This window comes from Faecalimonas sp. LCP19S3_D12 (assembly GCF_052121495.1).
Classification (GTDB): Bacteria; Bacillota; Clostridia; order Lachnospirales; family Lachnospiraceae; genus Faecalimonas.
The window spans coordinates 17,633-40,546 of record NZ_JBQKED010000031.1 but is presented as its reverse complement, the minus strand read 5'-3'; the positions used below and the strand labels follow the sequence as shown (position 1 = coordinate 40,546).

Below are 22,914 nucleotides of genomic sequence, written 5' to 3'. Positions count from 1 at the left end.
CTGCGTAATGCACTCCATCCACTGGCTACTGCGGCATAAATCGCTATTTTGTTAGCTGAAATATTGAATTTTCAAGGAACAAGTCCCATTTGGGGTATGGGAAGTCTTAGTTACTTAATCATACACACAACTCAGAAAAAACATGTGTATAGTTGTATGTTATCATACAATTTATTTTTTTTCAACATTTCATTCATTTTTTTCATCATTTTATATCTGTTTTGTACCCACATTCTTCATTTGAACAGAGAAGTTTATTGCCTTTTTCCACCATATAGCTTCCACACTTTGGACATTTCTCCTTAGATGGCTTTTGCCATGACATAAATTCACAAGTTGGATTATCTTCACATCCGTAATATTTTCTTCCTTTTTTTGTCTTTCGAAGAACCACATCTTTTCCACAAACCGGACATGGTACACCGATTTTTTCAAGATACGGTTTTGTATTTCTACACTCTGGAAATCCCGGGCAGGCAAGAAATCTTCCGTGTGGTCCATATTTAATCACCATGTTTCTTCCACATTCTTCACAGATTACATCCGTCACTTCATCTTCAATCTTGACACTTTCCTGCTCTTTTTCAGCTATTTGCACTGCTTCTTCCAAATCTGGATAGAAATTACTGATCACAGACTTCCATGCAACTTTTCCTTCTGCAACCATATCAAGCAGCCCTTCCATATTTGCTGTAAAATTCTCATCTACGATGCTTGGAAACGATTGTTTCATGATATTATTTACGACTTCACCAATCTCTGTCATATAAAGATTTTTATTTTCCTTGGCCACATATCTTCTTGCAATGATCGTTGAAATTGTCGGTGCATACGTACTTGGCCGCCCGATTCCGAGCTCTTCCAACGCCTTTACAAGAGATGCCTCTGTGTAATGTGCCGGAGGCTGTGTAAAATGCTGCTTTGGTTCCAGTTCCTCTTTGGTAAGTTTGGAATCCTTATCTATGCTCTTTACAAGTACATTGTTTTCTTCTTTTTCTTCATCCGATTCCACATAAACAGCCCGAAATCCTTCAAATACATTTTTGGATGCCGCAACAGAAAAACGATACTCCCCAGCTGCAATCTTAATAGATGTAGTCTCATATTTTGCCGGGTTCATTCTACTTGCCGCAAATCGTTTCCAGATCAACTGATACAATCGAAACTGATCCCTTGTAAGGGAGTCTTTCAAAGTTGCCGGTGTTCTTGTAATATCTGTCGGTCGTATTGCTTCATGTGCATCCTGAATTTTCTTCCCGTCATCTGCCTTTTTTGCCACCACCGATACATAATTCTCTCCATAATTCTGTGCAATATATTCTCTTGCATTCGCATCTGCTTCCGCGGAAATTCTTGTTGAATCTGTACGGAGATACGTGATTACACCGACCGTTCCACTTCCTTTGATGTCGATCCCCTCATAGAGCTGCTGCGCAATTCGCATTGTCTTCTGCGTTGCAAAATTTAGCACTTTTGATGCTTCTTGCTGTAATGTACTTGTCGTAAACGGAAGCGGTGCTTTCTTTGTCCGCTCACCCTTTTTGATGTCATCTACGTAATATTGTGCACTTTCGACCACTTTCATGATCTGTTCCAATTCTTCTTTCGAGTGGATGATCATTTTTTTTCTATCTGTTCCATAAAATTTTGCAAGGAGGGGCTTTCGCTCTCCTTCTACTTTTATCTTTGCATCTAAAGTCCAATATTCTTCCGGAATAAATGCATTGATCTCTTCTTCACGGTCTGCAATGATACGAAGCGCTACTGACTGAACGCGCCCTGCACTTAGTCCTCGCTTTACTTTTGCCCAAAGTAACGGACTGATCTTATAACCCACAATACGGTCCAACGCTCTTCTTGCCTGTTGTGCATCCACCAGATTCATATCAATCTCTCTTGCATCTTTGATTGAAGCTTTTACCGCATTTTTTGTAATTTCATTAAAACTGATCCGATACATTTTTTTGTCTTCTAACTTTAATGCCTTCGACAAGTGCCATGCAATCGCTTCTCCCTCACGGTCAGGGTCAGTTGCAAGATATACTTTATCCGCTTTTTTTACTTCTTTTCTTAAATTTGCAAGAATGTCTCCTTTCCCGCGTATGGTAATATATTTTGGTTCAAAATCATGCTCTACATCGATTCCAAGCTGGCTCTTTGGCAAATCACGTACATGCCCATTCGAAGCAGTGACAACATAATTACTGCCCAAAAATTTTTTGATTGTCTTTACTTTCGCAGGAGATTCTACGATTACAAGATAACGTGCCATTGATAATTCCTCCACTATGATTCTCTCTATTTCAATCTGATATAATGATTTTTTGAAATTTCACGAACATATCCTTGCAACTCTAAACTTACTAACACATTCATCAGTGTCGCTATCTTCATGTCTGTAATATCTGCCAATTCGTTCAAGTTCTTTGGATACAAATCGAGACAACTATACACCAAATTTTCTGGACTTTCAAGTGCTATTTTATTTTCTTCCAATTTTTTCATCTTTTCTTCACAAACAAATGATAATTCTTCTAGGAACTCCTCCGGCGATAACAATACCCCCGCACCTTGTTTAATCAGGCTGTTGCACCCTCTGCTCAACTGGCTGTTTATCGGTCCCGGCAGTGCATAAATATCTTTTCCCTGTTCCAACGCCATATCTGCTGTAATCAAAGATCCACTTCTTTCTCTCGCCTCCATCACAAGTACGATATCTGACATACCGCTGATGATTCGATTCCTCGCCGGAAAGAACTGTGGCAGTGGCTTTGTCCCGATTGGTTGCTCTGATAAAAGCCCGCCTCTTCTTTCCAGTTCCGTATAAAGTTCGATATGTTCTCTAGGGTAACAAATATCTACCCCGCAGCCCAGAACCCCATAGGAATCTCCTCCCTCCTCCAATGCTCCAATCTGTCCTGCACCGTCAATTCCTTTTGCCATACCGCTGATAATCTGTACTCCCACACTTGCCAGTTTCTTCGCAAATTCCTTTGTTAATTCTTTCCCATAAGGACTGCATTCTCTTGCTCCTACAATCGCTACTGAAAGCCTGTCTTCTTTTGGCAGTCTTCCCTTTACATACAGTGCATATGGAGGTGAACTGATCCGTTTTAATTTCTCTGGATAAACACTGTGAAAAAACGGATAAAACTGAATTTTCTTCTGTTGCATCCTCTCATATTCTTGTTCCAAATCCCATGTTTCTATACTTTTCCGAATAATTTGAGCATCCTTTTCTTCCATTCCAAGTTCTTGTAAGCCTGTTTCTTCTATATAATATAACTCTTGTGCACTCGCCAAGCGCTCTCGAATTTTTTTCTTTTTCTGATTGCCAATTCCTTTTATATTTGCAAACCAATATTCGTATTTCATGTTATCACCTGCCCCAATATTTTTTATCCAATGTCCGGTATCCGATTGCCTCTCTCAAATGCGACAAACTGATTTTCTCCTCGCCCGCCAAATCTGCAATTGTTCTGGCGACACAGAGGATTTTATGATACATTCTCGCTGTGAGATTTAGCTTGTCAAACGCCTGCCGCATCATCTTCTCCTCCTCGTTTCCAAGAATACAGTATTGCTTTATCTTCTCTGCATTCAACTGCGAATTTGTTGTAATACTTTCCCCTTTGTACCGTTCTTTTTGCCTTTCCCTTGCCATGATCACACGCTCTCTGATATCCTTTGAAGACTCTTCACGGGCTCCCTGTAAATCCTCATAAGCCACTCGTTCTGCCTCGACACAGATATCAATTCGATCCAATAGCGGCTGGCTGATCTTACTTAAATACGCTTGAATCTGAGTCGACGTACAAAGACATTTATTCAAGTTCGGATAGTTTCCACAAGGACAAGGATTCATGGCTGCCACCAACAAAAATTCTGCCGGGAAATGATACACACCTCGATTCCTTATAATTTTTATAAAATGTTCCTCAAGTGGTTGTCTTAGCATCTCCAACACCGGCTTTTGAAATTCTGCAATCTCATCCAAAAACAAAACACCTTTATCTGCCAGACTAATCTCTCCCGGCCGAGGTATCAAACCACCTCCGATCAACGCAGACTTTGTCGCTGTATGATGAACTTCCCGAAATGGTCGCTCCAAAATCAATGGCCTGTTCGCATTCAGCCCTCCAACAATACTGTAAAGCTTCGTCAGTTCCATGCTTTCTTCTTTTGTAAGCGGTGGCAAAATCGTCGGTATCCGTTTTGCAATCATTGTTTTTCCTGCTCCCGGTGGTCCGATCATCAACATATTGTGATTTCCGGCAACTGCCACCTCCGCCGCTCGCTTTGCAAGCTTTTGCCCTTTGATATCCTGATAATCCAATTCGTATGTATGCTCTCCTGCATCTCTCATCGTTCTTGTCTCCGTCGGATCTGCAGCAACGCCCTCATTGAGCACATCGCATGCCGCTTTTAAATTTTCCACTCCGATCACTTCAATTCCCTCGACAAGCTTTCCTTCACTTTCATTTTCTTTTGATACCACGCAAGCTTGAAAACCATGCTTTTTCGCCTCCAAGGCAATCGGCAGAATCCCCGGAACACTTCTCACCCTTCCGTCAAGGCTTAGCTCCCCGACAAAAACCGTTTTTGCAAGCCTCTCCTGCCCTACCAATCCAAGTGATGCCAAAATTGCCACTGCTATCGGAAGGTCAAATGCCGTACCTCTCTTTCTGACATCTGCCGGGGAAAGATTCACAACAATCTTCTTCGCCGGAAGCACAAGCCCCGAATTGCGAATGGCCGTTCGTACCCGCTCTCCTGCCTCTTTTACTTCTGAGGATAAATAGCCCACCATATGAAACATCGGTAATCCATTGCTTAAATCCGCCTCCACATCAATAAACTCTACCTGTAACCCTTGTAGTGTAGCGGATAACACTGTGCTAAACAATCATTTGCACGCTCCTTTCTTTATTCCTTTTTTCTTAGTTGAAATCTCTGGCAGAACTGCCGGATATTACTATAGAAGACAGAAAATCTTCTGAAATATAGTGTCCTTATTTTTGCACACTTCTCATTCATTGTCAATATTTACAAGTGGAAAAGCACAAATATTTTTGTCCGCTCATACATTATATTAAATACGCTAAGAGGTGTTTTCCTTGAAATCATTTCCAACTCCCCTAACTGCAGCCGAAGAACAATACTATATACAAAAATATATCGAAGGTGACCTTGAGGCGAAACACATCTTGATCGAGCGGAACTTGCGCCTCGTCGCCCACGTCATCAAAAAATATCAATACTTAGATGATGATCCGGAAGATTTGATCTCCATCGGAACCATCGGACTAATCAAAGCAGTTGCAACCTTCAATCCGGATAAAAACAACCGCCTCGGAACCTATGCCGCAAGGTGTATAGAAAACGAGATCTTGATGATGCTGCGCAGCAAAAAGAAAGTGTCGAAAGAGATTTCTCTCTATGAACCCATTGGCACCGACCGTGAAGGAAATGAAATCCAGCTTTTCGACATTATAGAAACTGACGACGATGATGCGCAGACAAAGGTTGCTCTCAAAGAGGATATCAAAACTCTCTATACAAAAGTTGAATCTGAGCTCTCACCTCGTGAACGTCTTGTTTTAAAAATGCGATACGGCCTCTACGATGATGAGGAGTATACACAGCGGGAAATTGCCGCTCAGCTTGGTATTTCTCGTTCCTATGTGTCTCGTATTGAAAAAAGTGCAATAGAAAAACTGCGGGAATTTTTTTAGAATCCCGCAGTTTTAACTGTCACAATTGCTTATGGTTCACGTCGTCTTAAAATATCATATGCATCCACTTTGATTCCCAAGTCTATATACAACACCTGCTTCGGATGTGGCGCACTTTCCTGCTCTACTCCGTCCTCTGTGAGAATCCGCTTTACAGTCACTTCAATGTTGTCGCCATTTGGCTTCATCACCTCGATCATCTCTCCGACAGAGAATTTATTTCTCTGTTCAATCCGATAGGTTCCCTCTTTTTCTTCCCCGATAATGCCAAGATAGGTATATTCCTTCACATAGGTATTACTGTCATAGATCTGTGTCGTCTCGTCCGGCTTTCCAAAGAAAAATCCGGTGGTGAACTGACGATATGTGCAATTAGATATCTGTTCCAAATACCACGACATATTCTCTTCGTAAATCTTTGGATCTTTTTGATAATCGTCGATCGCCTTACGGTATGTTCTTGCAACAGTCGCCACATAAAGCGCTGTCTTCATACGACCTTCAATTTTCAAACTGTCAATTCCGGTCTCTAAAAGTTCCGGAATATGCTCGATCATGCACAAATCTTTCGAGTTAAAAATATAAGTGCCTCTTTCATTTTCAAACACTGGCATCACTTCGCCCGGTCTTGTCTCCTCTACGATTGAATATTTCCATCGACACGGATGTGTACATGCTCCCCGGTTCGCATCTCTTCCGACCATAAAATTGCTCAGAAGACAACGTCCAGAATAGGAGATACACATTGCACCATGTACAAATGTCTCAATCTCCAGATTATCCGGAATATTTGCACGGATCTCTCTGATTTCCTCCAAAGACAATTCTCTCGCTGTAACCACACGGGTTGCGCCAAGCTTATGCCAAAAATTAAATGTACCGTAATTTGTGTTATTCGCCTGCGTGCTGATATGACGCTCTATCTCCGGACAGATCTCGCCCGCGATCTCAAAAATTGCAGGATCAGCGATAATGAGTGCGTCCGGTTTGATTTCTTTCAACTCTTGAAAATATTCCCTCACGCCTTCCAAATCATCATTGTGAGCTAAAATATTTGCGGTCACATACACTTTCACATCATGCTCATGGGCAAATGCGATTCCTTCCCGCATATCTTCCATCGAAAAGTTCTTTGCTTTTGCGCGAAGTCCAAACGCCTCTCCTCCGATATATACCGCATCGGCTCCAAACATGACTGCTGTTTTCAATACTTCCAGACTACTTGCCGGAATTAATAATTCAGGATGTCTTGCCATTTTTTATTCCTCTCTTATCTTTGTACTAATTGCTACTCCATCTCCCAATGGGATAATGGAAGTTTCCAATAATTTATGGTGTTTCAATTCATATAAATATTCTCTCATTCTGCTGTGGATCGTGCGATTTCTGCGTTCCACCGCAAACCGGGACTCAATAATATCTCCCTCTTGCAGCACATTGTCTGACACCAGCACACCTCCATGTTCCAACAGACGGAGCACTTCCGGCATATAATAAATGTACTGCCCTTTCGCCGCATCCATAAAAATAAAATCATACGTCTCATCAAGTGATTTTAAGATTTCCAATGCATCCCCCTCAAGCAGTGTGATCTGTTCTTCTTTCCCTGCTCTTTTAAAATTCTCGTGGGCGATTGGAATCCTCTTTTCATATTTTTCGATTGTTGTAATCTTGCAATTCTCAGGAGCATATTCACTCATCAGAAGTGCGGAGAATCCAACTGCTGTTCCGACCTCCAATATCCGCATCGGCTTTTTGATCCGCAAAAGTACCTTCAAAAAGCTCTGCATCTCCTTTCGGATAATCGGCACATAAGTATCGAGTGCTTCCTTCTCGATCGTCTCTAGTATCTCACTGTTTTCCGTCTCCAGCGAATGAATAAAAGTCACCATACGCTCATCTACTATCATATCTCTTATCTTTCTCCATTCATAACGAAACCAAAGACGGAGAAGTCACTTTCCCCGCCTTTCTCTCTAATTCTATACATCCATAATAATCGGAAGAATCATTGGTTTTCTCTTCGTTCTCTTCCAAATAAATTCATTCATGGTATCGCGTATCACAAGCTTAATACGGCTCCAATCTGCATTTCGGTTCGTCAGACACTTCTCCAGCGCTTCCTGAAGAACCTGTCTTGCCTCTTCCATCAAACTCTCAGACTCCCTTACATACACAAATCCTCTGGATACAATATCCGGTCCCGCAAGAAGCTGATTCGTTCTCTTTTCTAACGTAAGAACAACGATTAAAATACCATCTTCCGCCAGATGCTGACGATCGCGTAACACAATATTTCCCACATCTCCGACACCGAGTCCATCGACCAGAATTGCTCCTGTATGCACTTTATCTATAACTTTCGCCTCTTTTTCATCCAAAGCAAGCACATCTCCGGAATGTATAATAAAAATATTTTCTTTCGGAATTCCGAGACTCTCTGCCAACTTTGCATTTGCCTTCAAATGGCGATATTCTCCATGCACCGGAATAGCATATTGGGGTTTCAACAAAGAATAAATCAATTTCAATTCTTCCTGACAGGCATGTCCGGATACATGTGCATCCTGAAAAATGACATCCGCCCCCTTCTGCGACAATTCATTAATCACACGCGACACTGCCTTTTCATTCCCCGGAATTGGATTAGAACTGAAAATAACAGTATCTCCCGGCTTGATCGTCACTTTTTTGTGAATGTCCGCAGCCATGCGTGACAACGCCGCCATAGATTCTCCCTGACTTCCTGTCGTGATCAGAACCGTCTTCTCATCAGGATAATTTTTCAACTGATCAATCTCAATCAATGTCTTATCCGGAATGTGAAGATATCCCAGTTCTGACGCTGTTGAGATAATATTGACCATACTGCGCCCTTCCACAACTACTTTTCTGTCGTACTTATATGCAGAGTTAATAATCTGCTGTACTCGGTCTACATTGGACGCAAATGTCGCAATAATAATCCTTGTATTACGGTGTTCCGCAAATATCTGATCAAATGTCTTTCCAACTGTTCGCTCTGACATCGTAAATCCCGGTCTCTCTGCATTCGTACTATCTGACATCATCGCCAAAACACCTTTTTTACCAATCTCTGCAAATCTCTGCAAATCAATGGCATCGCCAAATACCGGTGTATAATCTACCTTAAAGTCACCTGTGTGTACTACAGTTCCCGCCGGCGAATAAATTGCAAGTGCTGCCGCATCCTGAATACTGTGGTTCGTACGAATAAATTCAATACGAAACTGCCCTAAGTTAATTGACTGTCCGTGACGCACTACTTTTCTTCTTGTACTGCGAAGCAGGTTATGCTCCTTTAACTTATTCTCAATAATGCCCATCGTCAACTTTGTCGCATATACAGGCAAATTCATATCTTTCAACACATAAGGCAAGGCACCGATATGATCCTCATGTCCATGTGTAATGACAAATCCTTTTACTTTTTTAATATTATCTCTTAAATACGTGATATCAGGAATGACAAGGTCAATTCCGAGCATATCATCTTCCGGGAATGCTAAGCCGCAATCCACAATAATAATACTGTCTTCATATTCAAAGGCAGTAATATTCATTCCAATCTGCTCTAAACCGCCGAGTGGAATGATTTTCAATTTTGAGTTACTTTCTCTTTTCAAATTTACACCTCCATGTGTTTTATGTAACTTTTTCCGCACTTTTTTTGACGCAGTCCTTACATTGTCCATAGAATTTCAATTCGTGGTCTAACACACGGAATCCCATCATTCTTTCTATATGGTTTTCTAATTCTTCCAAAAGATCATCGTTAAATGACAACACCTTTCCGCAATCTCTACAAATCAAATGATGATGTGTATGCTTCGACTCTCCATCCACCAAATGTCCGATCTCATACCGTACACATCCGTCATCTAAATTAATTCGATCCACCAATTGCATCTCTAACAACAACTGTACCGTTCTATACACTGTAGCAAGTCCGATATCCGGACATTCTGCTTTCACTAATTTATAAATATCTTCTGCTGCCATATGGATATCTCGATGCTTATCCAATACTTTTAAAACAACTAATCTCTGATTCGTCACCTTCAATCCCTTGGCTTTTAACATTTCTTTAAACTTTTCCTGGTTAATTGACATAGTGTCTCCTCAAAATGCAGCCATCTGTTACATATCAATATCAATATCTTCTAATAGTTCCTCGAATACTTTCAGTACTCCCATAAGCTCAGTTTCGTCTTCTACCACTTCATAGAGACTCTCCACGTCTTCTGCCGCACTTGTATCCTTTAAAATAAGACACTCCGCCTCATCTTCTTCGGAATCCGTTACTAAAATATACGAATTTCCATTTACTTTTGTCTGTTCCAGCACAAAAAACTCTACTTCATCTTTTGTGTCATCAAACACAAATTTAATTTTTTCCATAAACTCTCCTTAAGAATTCTTTCCTCTTATTCGTGATTCATACGAACTGAATCCAAATATCCCTGCAATATAAAAACTGCCGCTATCTTGTCCACATATTTTTTCCGGTCTTCGCGTCTTACTTTACTTTCAATCAATGTCCGTTCTGCCTCTAAAGTCGTCAGACGTTCATCCCACATAATAACCGGAAGACCTGTCCGTCTCTCCAGCATCGCTTTTAATTCCAAAGATTTTTCCGCACGATCACCTATTGTATTATTCATATGCTTTGGAAAGCCAAGCACAAGTTTGTCCACTTCGTATTCTTTCGCCAATTCTTCAATACGAGCAAGCGTCTGCCGTAACTTGTTCTCCGCTTTCCGATGAATTGTCTCTATTCCCTGAGCTGTAATTCCAAGTGGATCGCTTACCGCCACTCCCACTGTCTTCGAGCCATAATCTAATCCCATCACTCTCATAATTATTTTATTCCCAAGAATGATGCTCAATATACGACTTCAGCATCTCTTCTACCAATTCATCTCGTTCCATCTTCATGATCAAACTTCTTGCCCCATTATGACTTGTAATATATGTAGGATCTCCAGACATAATGTAGCCAACAATCTGATTCACCGGATTGTATCCTTTTTCCCGCAGAGCTTTATACACAATTTCAAGAATTTCTTTTGCCTGAATTTGTGGTGCGTTCCCTACTTGAAAAAATTGTGTGTTACTTAATTCACTCATTTGCTCACGTCCTTTTGTTTACTTCACTTTCTATTCTAATATAATTTTTAGTAAAATTCAATGAATAATTTGTGAATGATTATCAATTTGGACATCTACCAACTGATTCTGCAAATTCTCTCCTGTCTTTAATGCAACTTTCACATACTCTTTTGTATGTCCTACCTGATAGGTCTCTCCACCGATCTCCACTTGTTCTTCCATCAAAACTTGTACCGTAGTTCCAACAAACTGTTCTTCATATTTTCCCCGCTTTTTTTGATCCAATGCAAGCAATACATTGCTTCGTGTCGCTTTCTCCTGCTCCGGAATCTGGTTTTCCATCACTGCTGCTTTTGTGCCTTCCCGTTTTGAATATTTAAAAATATGCGTCTCATAAAAGTCTACTTTGTCGATAAACGCTTTTGATTTTTCAAATTCTTCTTCTGTTTCTCCCGGAAATCCTACAATCACATCTGTTGTAAGAGCCGGTTTTACAAAATATTTGCGGAGCAACTTGCATTTTTCATAATATTCCTCAGAAGTATATCTTCGATTCATGCGGCGAAGTGTATCATCACATCCGCTTTGCAGTGAAAGATGAAAATGAGGACATAGCTTTTCAAGACCCGAAATCGTTTTCACAAAATCCTCTGTAATAATACGCGGTTCTAATGAACCAAGACGAATCCTTTTAATGCCTTCAATCTCATTTACTGACAAAATCAGAGAAAGCAAATTCTCGTTTTCTAAATCTACGCCATAAGAGCTCAAGTGAATTCCAGTCAATACAACTTCCTGATAGCCATTTGCCGCAAGTTCTGTCACTTCCCGAACTACATCCTCTTTCGCACGACTTCGCACTCTTCCTCTCGCAAACGGAATGATACAGTAGGTGCAAAATTGATTGCATCCATCCTGTACTTTAATGTATGCTCTTGTGTGTTCTGCTGTTTTTTTCAAGTGCATCCGCTCATATTCGTGTGTATGATTAATGTCAATTACAGCCTTATTTTGACCTTGCTTTTCCTCATAAAATGCATCCAGAATCTGAATCAGATCTTTCTTTTTATTATTCCCGATAACGATATCAATACTCTCATCAATCTCTCCGCTTGCTTCTTTTGCCTGCACATAACATCCTGCCGCAACTACAATTGCATCCGGATTCATCTTTTTTGCACGGTGAAGCATCTGACGGGACTTTCTGTCTGCCATGTTAGTCACAGTACAAGTATTGATAATATACACATCCGCGCCTTCTTTAAACGGCACGATCTCATATCCATTTTCCTCCAAAAGCTGCTGCATTGCTTCCGTCTCATATGCATTTACTTTACATCCTAAATTATGTAATGCTGCCTTTTTCATATTCTTTTCCTTTCTATATATATGTTTAATTTGCCGAAAATGTTGCAGTTTTCTTTGGCAATTTATTTCTTGACTTTTGTGTCCATCCATTTTAAGATAGTCATAGAACAAAACAAAATTCAAGGAGGTTTTTTCTAATGAAAACAGTAGATATTTCTTTAAATTCAATCGACAAAGTAAAATCATTTGTAAATGATATCAGCAAATTTGATTCTGATTTTGATCTTGTATCTGGAAGATATGTTATCGACGCAAAATCAATCATGGGAATCTTTAGCTTAGATTTATCTAAACCGATCACCTTAAACATTCATGCTGATAACGCTAACTTAGATACTATCATGGAAGTATTATCTGCATACACAGTATAATAATCGGATTGACAAAGATGCTCCGCCTTTGGCAGGGCATCTTTTTTATGGCAGTTCCGTTATTTCAAACTTTCATGCCGGAACTGCCACATTTTATCTAAGGTTTGACAACAATCGTCTCCACTGTATTGACTGCAGTCTCAAATAATTCATCAATCTTCTCCGCCAGATTTTCTTCTGAGCGTCTAATGATATTAATGTTCGGTTTTGTCACCGGATGTTTTGCGACAAAAATTGTACAACAGTCTTCAAACGGTAAGATTGAAGTTTCAAATGTATCAATTTTTTCTGCAATTCCTACAATTTCCTGTTTATCAAATCCAATAACCGGACGATATACCGGAAGAGTGCACACATCGTTTGTCGCAGCAAGACTCTGCATTGTCTGACTCGCCACTTGTCCAATACTTTCTCCTGTGATCAATCCCAAACATCCGCTCTCTTTTGCGAAATGCTCTGCGATTCGCATCATATATCTTCTCATAATAATTGTCAGCTCATCATGCGGGCACTTTTCATAAATATACAACTGAATATCTGTAAAGTTGACAATATTCAGCTTGATCGGTCCTGAATATTTAGATACCAGTTTTGCCAGATCTACTACTTTTTGTTTTGCACGTTCACTTGTATACGGCGGTGCATGGAAATATGTCGCCTCCAGCGCAACTCCACGTTTTGATACCATATAGCCTGCCACCGGACTGTCGATACCGCCTGACAATAGCAACATCGCTTTCCCGTTTGTTCCAACCGGCATTCCTCCCGGTCCTGGAATAATCTCAGAATAGATATAAATCTTCTCTCGAATCTCTACATTTAATTTAATCGCCGGTTTGTGCACATCGACACGAATCTCCGGAAATGCATCTAAGATTGCTTCTCCCAAATCACAGTTAATCTCCATAGAATTCTTCGGATAGCTTTTCTTTCCACGTCTCGCTTCCACTTTGAATGTCGTATTTTTATCCGGATACATCTTATCCATGTAATCTACAACTTCTCTTTTCAGTTCCTCAAATCCTTTGTCTTCCACATGAACAACCGGACAAATCCCAACGATTCCAAACACTCTTTTCAGTGCATCCACCGTCTCCTCATAGTCATAATATCCTTCACAGTCTACATAAATTCTGCCCTGTGATTTGTGAATGTGAAATTCTCCTTCCACATCCTGAAGGGAGAACTTCATCTGTCTGATCAATGCATCTTCAAACAGATAACGGTTCTTTCCCTTAATTCCAATTTCTCCATATTTTATCAAAAAAGCCTGAAACATCATACGTTTATTTTCCTCTCTTTTGTCTTGTTCCAACATTTCTTAGTGTCTTGTATACTTTCGAAGCATCGGTACACAATTATATAGTGTTTCCAATGTATAGTCAATTTCTTCTTTTGTTGTAAATTCAGAAAAACTAAATCGAAGTGTCGCGTCCAAATATTCTGTTCCCGCTCCAATTCCTTTTAGTACACCGCTGATTGCCGGATGATTTGATGCACATGCAGATCCGGAAGATACATAAATTCCTTTCTCTTCCAACGTATGCAATAGTACCTCACTTCTAATTCCCGCAAATCCCACACTGACAATATGCGGCGCGCTCGTCTCATCGGTTCGTCCGTGAATCGCCGTGTTCTCAATCTTTGCAATTCCGTCTATAAAGTAATTCTTAAGCGACCTCATCGTCTCCACTTTTTGTTCCAGATTGGTATAAATCTCTTTTGCCGCAACGCCAAGTCCGGCAATTCCCGGAACATTCTCCGTACCAGAGCGGACATTTTTCTGCTGTTCGCCACCAAATACAATTGGTTTAATCTTTACTTTTTCATTGATGTAAAGCGCTCCGATTCCTTTTGGTCCGTGGATTTTATGTCCGCTCACCGACATCATATCCACTCCGATTCTCTTTGGAAAAATACGGTATTTCCCAAATCCCTGAACCGCATCCACATGGAACAGAATGTTTTTATTATAATTCTTCACAATCTGCACTGCTTCCTCGATCGGCTGCACGGAACCAACCTCATTATTCACATACATGACGGACACGAGAATGGTATCCTCGCAAAGTGCCTCTTTCAATGCATCCAAACGGATTCTGCCATCCTTATCCACCGGCAGGAAGGTCACTCGAAATCCTTCTTCCTCCTCCAGATAATGCATCGTATTTAAGATTGCCGGATGCTCGATAGAAGATGTGATCAGATGTTTTCCCGCTCTGTGATTGGCTCTTGCACAGCCAATCAGAGCCAGATTGTCACTCTCTGTCCCTCCGGAAGTAAAGTAAATCTCTTTCTCCTGCACTTTTAAAAGCTTCGCCAATGTCTCTTTTGACTCTTTTATATATTTTTCTGCATCTACTCCCTTTTTGTGCATTGAAGACGGATTGCCGTAATCTTCACACATTACTTTTCCTACAATCTCTCTGACACTCTCATAACATTTTGTAGTTGCAGAATTGTCCAAATAAACTTCCATGATCTTCTCCTGTTTTTCTTTCTTACTATATAAGTTATGTCATCACTCTTCCAAGTGATACATCAAAATTGACAGTGTCGTAAGACCTGCTGTCTCCGTTCTCAGAATCCGCTTGCCAAGTGTGATGGCTCTCGCTCCATTTGCAATGGCATCCTCTACTTCCTGCGTCTCAAATCCACCTTCCGGTCCAATAAAAATACCGACGGATTGTCCTCTTTTGATTTCCTCTATCACCTGCTTTGTCTCTTTCATTCCCTCTGCAAGTTCATATGGAATGAGAAGGACATCCAATCCCCTCGCATATGTCAGAGCGTCTTTATAAGACATCACATTTGTCACTTTCGGGATCACGTTGCGCCCGGACTGCTTTGCTCCGCTTTCTGCAATGCCTCTCCAGCGCTCCACTTTCTTTAGCGCCTTTTTCTCGTCGAGCTTTACAACCGCACGTTTTGTTGCGACCGGTATAATCTCATAGGCTCCAAGTTCCACCGCTTTTTGTACGATCAATTCCATCTTATCGCTTTTCGGAAGTCCCTGAAAAAGATATATTTTTGACGGTAACTCCGTATCCACCTGCTGTTCTTCTACAATCCGGACACAAACCTGTTGTGCCGTCATTGACTCAATCTCACAGAGATACTTTCGGTTATTTCCGTCACTGACTTTTAACGCTTCGCCCACTTTCATGCGGAGCACATTTTTAATATGATTCACATCCAGACCTTCTATATAGATATGATCCTCTTTCACCTGCATAGGTGTCACAAAAAACTGATGCATAATGATTCTCCTAATTTTTTCTCGCCGTCACGGATACCCATTCGCCCTGATATGTCACTTCCAAAACTTCAAGTCCTGCTTCTTTCACCGCCTTCACGACTGTCTCTTCTTTTGCATCGATAATTCCACTTGTGATATAAATGCCGCCTGTCTTTAACTGATGTAAGATAACAGGTGTAAGCGGAACTAATACATCTGCAAGAATATTCGCCACGACAATATCATATTTTTCATATCCAACTTTATCCTGCACTTCTTTGTCATCGATGATATTTCCGATCATGACTTCATACTGTTCCTTTGTAATTCCGTTTACTTCCATGTTCTCATAAGTCGCATCGATAGCGCATGGGTCCAAATCCGTTCCAACCGAATATTTTGCCCCGAATTTTAAGGCGAGCATTCCAAGAATCCCGCTTCCGCATCCTACATCTAAAATTGTCGTATCCGGTGTCACGTATTTGCGAATCTGGCGGATACAAAGTTGTGTTGTCTCATGCATTCCTGTTCCAAACGCAGTTCCCGGATCGATGTGAATGATCATCTTCTCCTCATCCTCCGGTTTCACCTCTTCCCACGACGGAATGATGAGCACATCATCCACATAAAATTGGTGGAAGTACTGCTTCCAATTGTTGACCCAATCCACATCTTCAGTCTGTGATTCTTCAATGGTACACGCCCCCACATTCGCATATGCCCGCATCTCTTCCAACTCTTTTTTTACATTCGCAAGAACCTCTTCTTTGTCCTCGTCCTCTTCCAGATAAAAACTAATGTACGCAACACCGTCATCTGCTTCAATCTCCGGAAGGATATCCACAAACATCTGCTCTTTATCAGACTGTGTCAACGGAATCTTGTCCTCAATCTCAATGCCCTGAATTCCAAGATCCATCAGCATACTGCTAACGATATCTTCGCTTTCTGTCGTTGTTTTCAATCTAAATTTATTCCATTTCATTTTCTGTTCACCTCTTCTTAATCTTTTAGAAGTATAACAAATATTCTAAAAAAACGCAACGAAAAGGGATTCTGATTATCCCAAGAATCCCAAATGCTCCAACAATATTTTCACTCCCATCAAAATCAGAATGATTCCTCCTGCAAGTTCTGCTTTTGATTTGTACTTTGCCCCGAAGATATTCCCGATCTTCACACCTGCCACCGAGATGATAAATGTAGTCACTCCGATAAAGCTGACTGCCGGCACGATTTTCACCTGAAGAAATGCAAATGTCACTCCGACTGCCAGCGCATCAATGCTCGTCGCAACCGCAAGTCCTATCATCGTCTTCACATCCAGCGCTTCGCTTGCCGTCTCGCATTCCTCTTCTCTTGACTCTCGCACCATATTAAATCCGATAATCCCAAGAAGGATGAACGCAATCCAGTGGTCGATTGATGTGATAAAGTCTTTAAACTGTACGCCCAAAACATATCCGTTCAACGGCATTCCAGCCTGAAACACTCCAAAATACAGACCTACGATTCCCGCTTTCGCCCACGTACATTTTTTCATTGCCAGCCCTTTACAGACTGCAACCGCAAATGCATCCATCGATAATCCTACCGCAATTAAAAATAATTCTACAATACCCATTTCCCTTTTCTCCTTTTCGTTTCCTTGCAATTACTCCAAACAAAAAGACCTACCCGTAGCCTTATATCTACGGATAAGTCTCATTATTTAAAGTAATGCCAGACAGTCAAACTGTCAGTATGTTGACAATACTACGTAATTACGCTAACTACTCCCTTATCGTCTCTGAACATTATAGGAAGTCTCACTGCACTTGTCAAGCCTATAAATCAACAGAAATGGTCTGTTTTTCTACGTGATGTTTCTTCGCATATCCTGTCAGCATCAGTGTCAACGCTCCGTCACCGGTTACATTGCAGGCTGTTCCAAAGCTATCCTGCAGTGCAAAAATCGTAAGCATCAGTGCCGTTCCTGTCTCGTCAAACCCAAGCACTCCCGTGATCAATCCAAGAGATGCCATAACCGTTCCTCCCGGAACTCCCGGCGCTCCGATTGCAAATACACCAAGCAGTACACAGAATAACAGCATTGTCCCAAGCGATGGAATATTCCCATATAAGATTTTTGACACTGTCATCACAAAGAAAACTTCTGTCAGAACCGAGCCACACAGATGGATATTGGCAAACAGCGGAACCCCGAAATCTACCATGTCATCACGAAGTGATTCTGATTTTTTTGCACAGCGAAGCGCCACTGCAAGCGTCGCTGCCGAAGACATTGTTCCAACTGCCGTAATATATGCAGATCCATAGTTTTTTACAACTGTCCACGGATTTTCTCCTGAATAAATTCCTGCCAGCACATACAACAATGCCATCCAGATAAAATGACCGTTCATAACAATCAGCACAACCTGAATAAATACCGGAAGCTGTTTTGTAATCGTTCCTTCATACGACAATGCACAGAAAGTAAATCCGATAAAAATCGGAAGAATCGGAATGACAATTTTTGTCACGATATCCAACACAATTTTTTGAAACTCCTCCAAAACAGTCGTGATTGTCTTCGCTTTTGTCCATGTCGCCGCAAGTCCAATCAACACAGAAAATACGAGCGCACTCATAACCGGCATAATCTGAGGAATATCAAGCTGGAATACGATTTCCGGAAGCTCTTTTAACCCTTCTACATTTGCATCAATGGACAAATGCGGAATCAGACCATATCCTGCCGCCATCGAAAACAACGCCGCGCCAAGCGAAGAAACATATGCCAGCACCAGAGCTACACCAAGCATTTTTGACGCATTGTTCCCCAGTTTTGTAATAGACGGAGCGATAAATCCGATGATGATCAAAGGAACACAGAAATTGATCACCTGATTCAGAATGTACTTGATCGTAACCACAACATTCATAACACCTCCATTTGCCACCTGTCCGACTAAAATGCCAATCACAACTCCAAGAACAAGTTTAAAAGGCAGGCTTCCAACTATTTTTTTCATAAACGCTTTCCCCTTTTCTTTTCTCACTCTTTATTCTATTCACCGACCATGATTTTGATGATTTCTTCGTTGGTCTCTTTCATTCCCTGTTTTCCGAGACGTCCCACATTCTGAATCGTCCCCTCCACTCCTCGTGTGACAATTCCGTCACCGCCATAGAACTGTTGTCCTCGTTTATACATATTATAGCCTAAAATCCCGGCATCCACCGCAGATGCAATCTTCGCTGCGCAGGACGCCTTCGCACCGTCACAGACAATCCCAGAGACAATTGCAAGTGCGTTGACAACTGTGTGAATCACTTCTTCATAACCTCCTCCACAGAGATATGCAATTCCAGCACCTGCTCCGGCTCCGGCACTGACTGCTCCACAGTATGCAGAAAGACGTCCGATTCCTGTCTTTTGGTGGATTGTAACAAGATTTGACAAAGCAAGCGCACGGTACAAGGTATCTTCATCCGCATCGAACTCTTTGGCATATTCAATGACAGGAATAGACGAAGTCATTCCCTGATTGCCGCTTCCTGAATTGATGATCACCGGAAGTTCGCATCCGTTCATTCTTGCATCAGATCCTGCCGCCGCCTTTGCCTTTGCTCTTGTCCGAATGTCATCTCCATACGTATCCAAAAGCACACTTCCAATGTTTGCGCCATAATCTCCTCTCAAGCCTTCCTCCGCAATTGCCGTATTATATGCAATCTGTCTGTCTAACGTCTCTTTTATATCTTTCACATCTACAGTCATCGCAAAATCCCAGATATCTTTCATATTCAAAAGATTTCGATCTGTCAATCCCTCTTCCTTTTCTCCCTCGACTGCTATTTCATAGAGCACTTCTCCATTTTTTTCCATCAGCACAATATTCGTGTGATAATTCGCAATTCTGACTTTCGCATAGGAGCTTCCTTTGTAAACTGACACGATGATATCAAATGTGATTCCATTGTCTGCATGTACAACTTTGATATCCGCTGTCTGCAAAAACTGTTTCATCTGCTCAATCTCTGACTCTGTCACCTGCGCAATCACTTCCAGTTCTTTCTCCGCTCTTCCCGCAATAATTCCCGCTGTGGCAGCCGCCGAAATTCCTTTCAGATGATTCGTGTTTGGCACAATGACGCTTTTTACATTTTTGATGATACTTCCACTTGCTTCAATCACAACCTTATCCGGAATACTCCCCAGTATTTCTCTTGCTTTCGCCGCGGCATATGCAAGTGCGATTGGCTCTGTACACCCCATTGCTGGAACCAGCTCCTCTTTCAAAATCTGAACGTACGCGCCATACTTTACATCTTCTTTTTTCATAGGTACTTTCCCCTCCTTTTTTAATAAACATCTCTTTATTTTCTAATAGGATACCACATTTTCTCTGCGGTGGTCAAATACTGTTCCCACTGAAAACAGTACCATAATTTCATGCGCGATAAGCGGAAATGCAGACAAAATAATAAGCTGAATCCACTCTCCCATCGACAAAGCTGCCGTTCCAAAAATCTCCACCATATAAGGGATCTCAGTCACCAGTATCTGAAGCCCAAACCCTGCGAAAAATGCAGCTATCATCAATTTGTTTGCACTGTGATCCATACAAAATACAGACTTATGCACATCCCGCATACCGACTGCATGAAAAAGCTGTGATAAGCCGAGCACGGTAAACGCATATGTCTGTGCCCGATTTAAGACTTCCGGAGATTTCAGTACAACCATCAGGTTTTCTAAACTTACAACTGCGTTTCTTGCAGTCAGTAGTTCCAGCGGCAGCTTTAAAAATGCAGTCAGACTGATTCCTGCGATCAGCACTCCATAAAACAATGTGCAAGAAAGTCCTCCGTTTGCAAACAAACTCTCCTGTACTTTTCTTGGAGGTCTTCTCATCAAACTCTTTTTATCGTTTTCATCAACGCCCAAAGCCAATGCCGGCAGCGAATCGGTGATCAGATTGATCCATAAAATATGGCTTGCCTTTAACGGAGACGCAAGTCCGCATAAAATAGACAGAAACATGGTGATAATCTCTCCAAAGTTGGAAGACAGCAAAAACAAAATGGATTTCCGGATATTTTCATAGATTCCTCTTCCCTCTTCAATCGCCTTTTCGATTGTCGCAAAATTATCGTCAGTCAAAATCATATCGGATGCATTCTTTGCCACATCTGTTCCTGACTCTCCCATGGCAATGCCGATATCTGCCGCTTTCAGAGACGGGGCATCATTGACCCCGTCCCCTGTCATTGCCACAATCTTCCCGGAAGCTTTTAAGCCTTTTACGATCTGCACCTTATGTTCCGGTGCCACACGGGCAAACACTTTTGTCTGTCTTAGTTTTCTTTGCAATTCACCGGCAGACAACCGCTCTAATTCTTCTCCCGTCATACACTCACTCATTTTGTTCGCAATTCCAAGCTGCTTTGCAATGGCAAATGCTGTATCAACGTGGTCTCCTGTGATCATGATTGTATCTACCGATGCCTCCCGAAACGTCCGAACCGCCTCTTTTGCCTCCGGTCGCGCCGGGTCTATCATTCCCGTAAGCCCAAGAAATGTAAGCCCCTCCTCTTTCGGCGCCGTCACATTCGGGCACATGGCAATAGCCAAAACCCGAAGCGCCTGCGCCGACATCTCTTCCATCGCGATCGTGATCTGCCTCTTATGTGTATCGGTAAGCGGAATCCGTTTCTGATTGATCAGAATATGTGTACATTTGGAAATTACCCGGTCTGCCGCCCCTTTTGTATAAGAAATCTTTCCATGTCGGCTTTGATGAAGTGTCGTCATCATTTTCCGTTTGGAATCAAAGGATACCTCATTGATTCTCGGCATGTCTGTCTGAAGTTCTTTTGGATTCAAATGATGTGCTTCTGCAAAATCCACTAATGCCAGTTCGGTTGGATCGCCAATTCGCTCTGTCTCAGAAACCGCTGCATCATTACACAGCACACAGCATTCCAGAAATTCACGATTTTTTCTTGCATCTGCTTGGCCTGCATCACACATATGCTGATCTACATAGCATGCTGTGACTGACATCTTATTCTGTGTCAGCGTTCCGGTCTTGTCCGAGCAGACAACACCGACTGCCCCCAGCGTCTCCACGGAAGGAAGCTTTCGGACAATCGTATGGACCTTTACCATCTTCGAGACACTCAACGCCAGTACGATTGTCACCACAGCCGGAAGACCTTCGGGCACTGCTGCCACGGCGAGCGATATCGCTGTAATAAGCATATCCGCTATATCTCGCTTCTGTATCACAGCAATCGCAAACAACGCTGCACAAAGAACCACAGCCACAATACTCAGAAGCTTTCCAAGATCCCCAAGCCTTTTTTGAAGCGGCGTAAGTTCCTGCGGCGCCTCGTCAATCATCGCTGCGATTTTCCCAATCTCTGTATCCATTCCTACTGCAGTGACAATCCCTGTTCCTCTTCCATATGTGACCACAGTAGACATATATGCCATGTTTTTCCGGTCACCGACCGGACATGTTTGATTTGCCTGAAACAAGGCATCCTTTTCCACCGGAAGTGACTCCCCTGTTAATGCAGACTCCTCCACCTTCATACTGACGGCTTCCAGCAGACGAAGATCCGCAGGAATCTGCCTCCCCGCATCCAAGTATACAATATCCCCCACAACCAGTTCTGAGGATAAAACCTCCCTTTTTCTTCCTTCACGTTTTACGATGGCTTTTGGAATCGTGAGTCCTTTGAGCGCTTCCAAAGCTTTCTGCGCTTTTCCTTCCTGAATGACGCCGACAACTGCATTTACTGTAACTACAACAAGAATGATCATCGCATCACTTACCTCGTGAAGCAGCAACGAGATAATCACCGCCACAAGCAGTACATAGATCAGCGGATCGTTCAACTGCTCAAAAAATGCTTCCGCCACAGATTTTTTCTTTCCTTCTTTCAGTTCATTTTTCCCATTTTGTTCCAGTCTTTTTCTTGCTTCTGCCTCGCTCAATCCATTGTCCGCACTGCTATGGAGCTCTAGAATCGTCTCCTTTGCCGACTTTTGCTCAAACATACATTTCCTCCT

Annotated in this window: 21 protein-coding genes; 2 read left to right on the top strand and 19 right to left on the bottom strand. The window is 41.9% G+C overall.

The annotated features are described in order from the left end of the window. Positions 1–205 precede the first annotated feature (205 nt). Genes topA through ACTQXY_RS10420 form a run of 3 tightly spaced genes read right to left on the bottom strand, consistent with a single transcriptional unit; the run spans position 206 to position 4,906 of the window. Positions 206–2,272 (bottom strand): type I DNA topoisomerase, encoded by a 2,067-nt coding sequence (gene topA / locus ACTQXY_RS10430; RefSeq protein ID WP_441659394.1) that lies wholly within the window; start codon positions 2,270–2,272, stop codon positions 206–208. A gap of 26 nt (positions 2,273–2,298) precedes the next feature. Then, a complete protein-coding gene (gene dprA, locus ACTQXY_RS10425; RefSeq protein ID WP_441659393.1) occupies positions 2,299–3,375 on the bottom strand; it encodes a DNA-processing protein DprA in 1,077 nt (358 codons plus the stop codon). A 4-nt stretch (positions 3,376–3,379) separates the two neighbouring features. Beyond that, positions 3,380–4,906, bottom strand: coding sequence for a YifB family Mg chelatase-like AAA ATPase (locus ACTQXY_RS10420; RefSeq protein WP_441659392.1), 1,527 nt, complete (start codon positions 4,904–4,906; stop codon positions 3,380–3,382). A 211-nt stretch (positions 4,907–5,117) separates the two neighbouring features. Here ACTQXY_RS10420 and sigK point away from each other — a divergent pair, with 211 nt between their 5' ends. Continuing rightward, positions 5,118–5,735, top strand: coding sequence for an RNA polymerase sporulation sigma factor SigK (sigK, locus tag ACTQXY_RS10415; protein WP_441659391.1), 618 nt, complete (start codon positions 5,118–5,120; stop codon positions 5,733–5,735). Between the two features lie 29 nt (positions 5,736–5,764). On the opposite strand, the gene ACTQXY_RS10410 is transcribed toward sigK, so the two are convergent. The 8 genes from ACTQXY_RS10410 to mtaB all read right to left on the bottom strand — a co-directional run bounded on the left by ACTQXY_RS10410 (position 5,765) and on the right by mtaB (position 12,236). Beyond that, positions 5,765–6,991: a U32 family peptidase C-terminal domain-containing protein gene (locus ACTQXY_RS10410; protein ID WP_441659390.1), complete on the bottom strand. Its 1,227-nt coding sequence runs from the start codon at positions 6,989–6,991 to the stop codon at positions 5,765–5,767. A 3-nt stretch (positions 6,992–6,994) separates the two neighbouring features. After that, positions 6,995–7,645, bottom strand: a complete 651-nt coding sequence (locus tag ACTQXY_RS10405; RefSeq protein WP_441659389.1) for a class I SAM-dependent methyltransferase — start codon at positions 7,643–7,645, stop codon at positions 6,995–6,997. A gap of 72 nt (positions 7,646–7,717) precedes the next feature. Then, positions 7,718–9,382, bottom strand: coding sequence for a ribonuclease J (locus ACTQXY_RS10400; RefSeq protein WP_441659388.1), 1,665 nt, complete (start codon positions 9,380–9,382; stop codon positions 7,718–7,720). Between the two features lie 19 nt (positions 9,383–9,401). Next, entirely contained in the window at positions 9,402–9,869 is a 468-nt protein-coding gene (locus tag ACTQXY_RS10395) for a Fur family transcriptional regulator (RefSeq protein WP_441659387.1), read from the bottom strand. Between the two features lie 27 nt (positions 9,870–9,896). After that, on the bottom strand, positions 9,897–10,157 hold the full coding sequence (locus tag ACTQXY_RS10390; RefSeq protein WP_441659386.1) for a DUF1292 domain-containing protein: 261 nt from the start codon (positions 10,155–10,157) through the stop codon (positions 9,897–9,899). A gap of 26 nt (positions 10,158–10,183) precedes the next feature. Next, entirely contained in the window at positions 10,184–10,615 is a 432-nt protein-coding gene (gene ruvX / locus ACTQXY_RS10385) for a Holliday junction resolvase RuvX (RefSeq protein WP_441659385.1), read from the bottom strand. Between the two features lie 7 nt (positions 10,616–10,622). Then, positions 10,623–10,886, bottom strand: coding sequence for an IreB family regulatory phosphoprotein (locus ACTQXY_RS10380; RefSeq protein WP_004611400.1), 264 nt, complete (start codon positions 10,884–10,886; stop codon positions 10,623–10,625). 57 nt (positions 10,887–10,943) lie between these two features. Continuing rightward, complete coding sequence (mtaB, locus tag ACTQXY_RS10375) at positions 10,944–12,236, bottom strand: tRNA (N(6)-L-threonylcarbamoyladenosine(37)-C(2))-methylthiotransferase MtaB (protein ID WP_441659384.1); 1,293 nt, start codon at positions 12,234–12,236, stop codon at positions 10,944–10,946. A 137-nt stretch (positions 12,237–12,373) separates the two neighbouring features. Between mtaB and ACTQXY_RS10370 the strand changes: the two genes are divergently transcribed. Next, the gene (locus ACTQXY_RS10370; RefSeq protein ID WP_004611402.1) at positions 12,374–12,607 is read left to right on the top strand and encodes an HPr family phosphocarrier protein; all 234 of its coding nucleotides are present in this window, start codon (positions 12,374–12,376) and stop codon (positions 12,605–12,607) included. Positions 12,608–12,704: 97 nt separating this feature from the next. Here ACTQXY_RS10370 and thiI read toward each other — a convergent pair whose 3' ends face one another. The 8 genes from thiI to ACTQXY_RS10330 all read right to left on the bottom strand — a co-directional run bounded on the left by thiI (position 12,705) and on the right by ACTQXY_RS10330 (position 22,902). Next, a complete protein-coding gene (thiI, locus tag ACTQXY_RS10365) occupies positions 12,705–13,889 on the bottom strand; it encodes a tRNA uracil 4-sulfurtransferase ThiI (protein WP_441659383.1) in 1,185 nt (394 codons plus the stop codon). A 39-nt stretch (positions 13,890–13,928) separates the two neighbouring features. Continuing rightward, positions 13,929–15,086, bottom strand: a complete 1,158-nt coding sequence (locus tag ACTQXY_RS10360) for an IscS subfamily cysteine desulfurase (protein WP_441659382.1) — start codon at positions 15,084–15,086, stop codon at positions 13,929–13,931. 42 nt (positions 15,087–15,128) lie between these two features. Continuing rightward, complete coding sequence (locus tag ACTQXY_RS10355; protein WP_441659381.1) at positions 15,129–15,866, bottom strand: 16S rRNA (uracil(1498)-N(3))-methyltransferase; 738 nt, start codon at positions 15,864–15,866, stop codon at positions 15,129–15,131. Positions 15,867–15,876: 10 nt separating this feature from the next. Then, positions 15,877–16,830, bottom strand: coding sequence for a 50S ribosomal protein L11 methyltransferase (gene prmA, locus ACTQXY_RS10350; protein ID WP_441659380.1), 954 nt, complete (start codon positions 16,828–16,830; stop codon positions 15,877–15,879). 75 nt (positions 16,831–16,905) lie between these two features. Beyond that, complete coding sequence (locus tag ACTQXY_RS10345; RefSeq protein WP_441659379.1) at positions 16,906–17,469, bottom strand: manganese efflux pump; 564 nt, start codon at positions 17,467–17,469, stop codon at positions 16,906–16,908. 202 nt (positions 17,470–17,671) lie between these two features. Then, a complete protein-coding gene (locus ACTQXY_RS10340; protein WP_441659378.1) occupies positions 17,672–18,862 on the bottom strand; it encodes a cation:dicarboxylate symporter family transporter in 1,191 nt (396 codons plus the stop codon). Between the two features lie 35 nt (positions 18,863–18,897). Continuing rightward, complete coding sequence (locus ACTQXY_RS10335) at positions 18,898–20,175, bottom strand: L-serine ammonia-lyase, iron-sulfur-dependent, subunit alpha (RefSeq protein ID WP_441659377.1); 1,278 nt, start codon at positions 20,173–20,175, stop codon at positions 18,898–18,900. A 42-nt stretch (positions 20,176–20,217) separates the two neighbouring features. Then, positions 20,218–22,902: an HAD-IC family P-type ATPase gene (locus ACTQXY_RS10330; RefSeq protein ID WP_441659376.1), complete on the bottom strand. Its 2,685-nt coding sequence runs from the start codon at positions 22,900–22,902 to the stop codon at positions 20,218–20,220. Positions 22,903–22,914 lie beyond the last annotated feature (12 nt).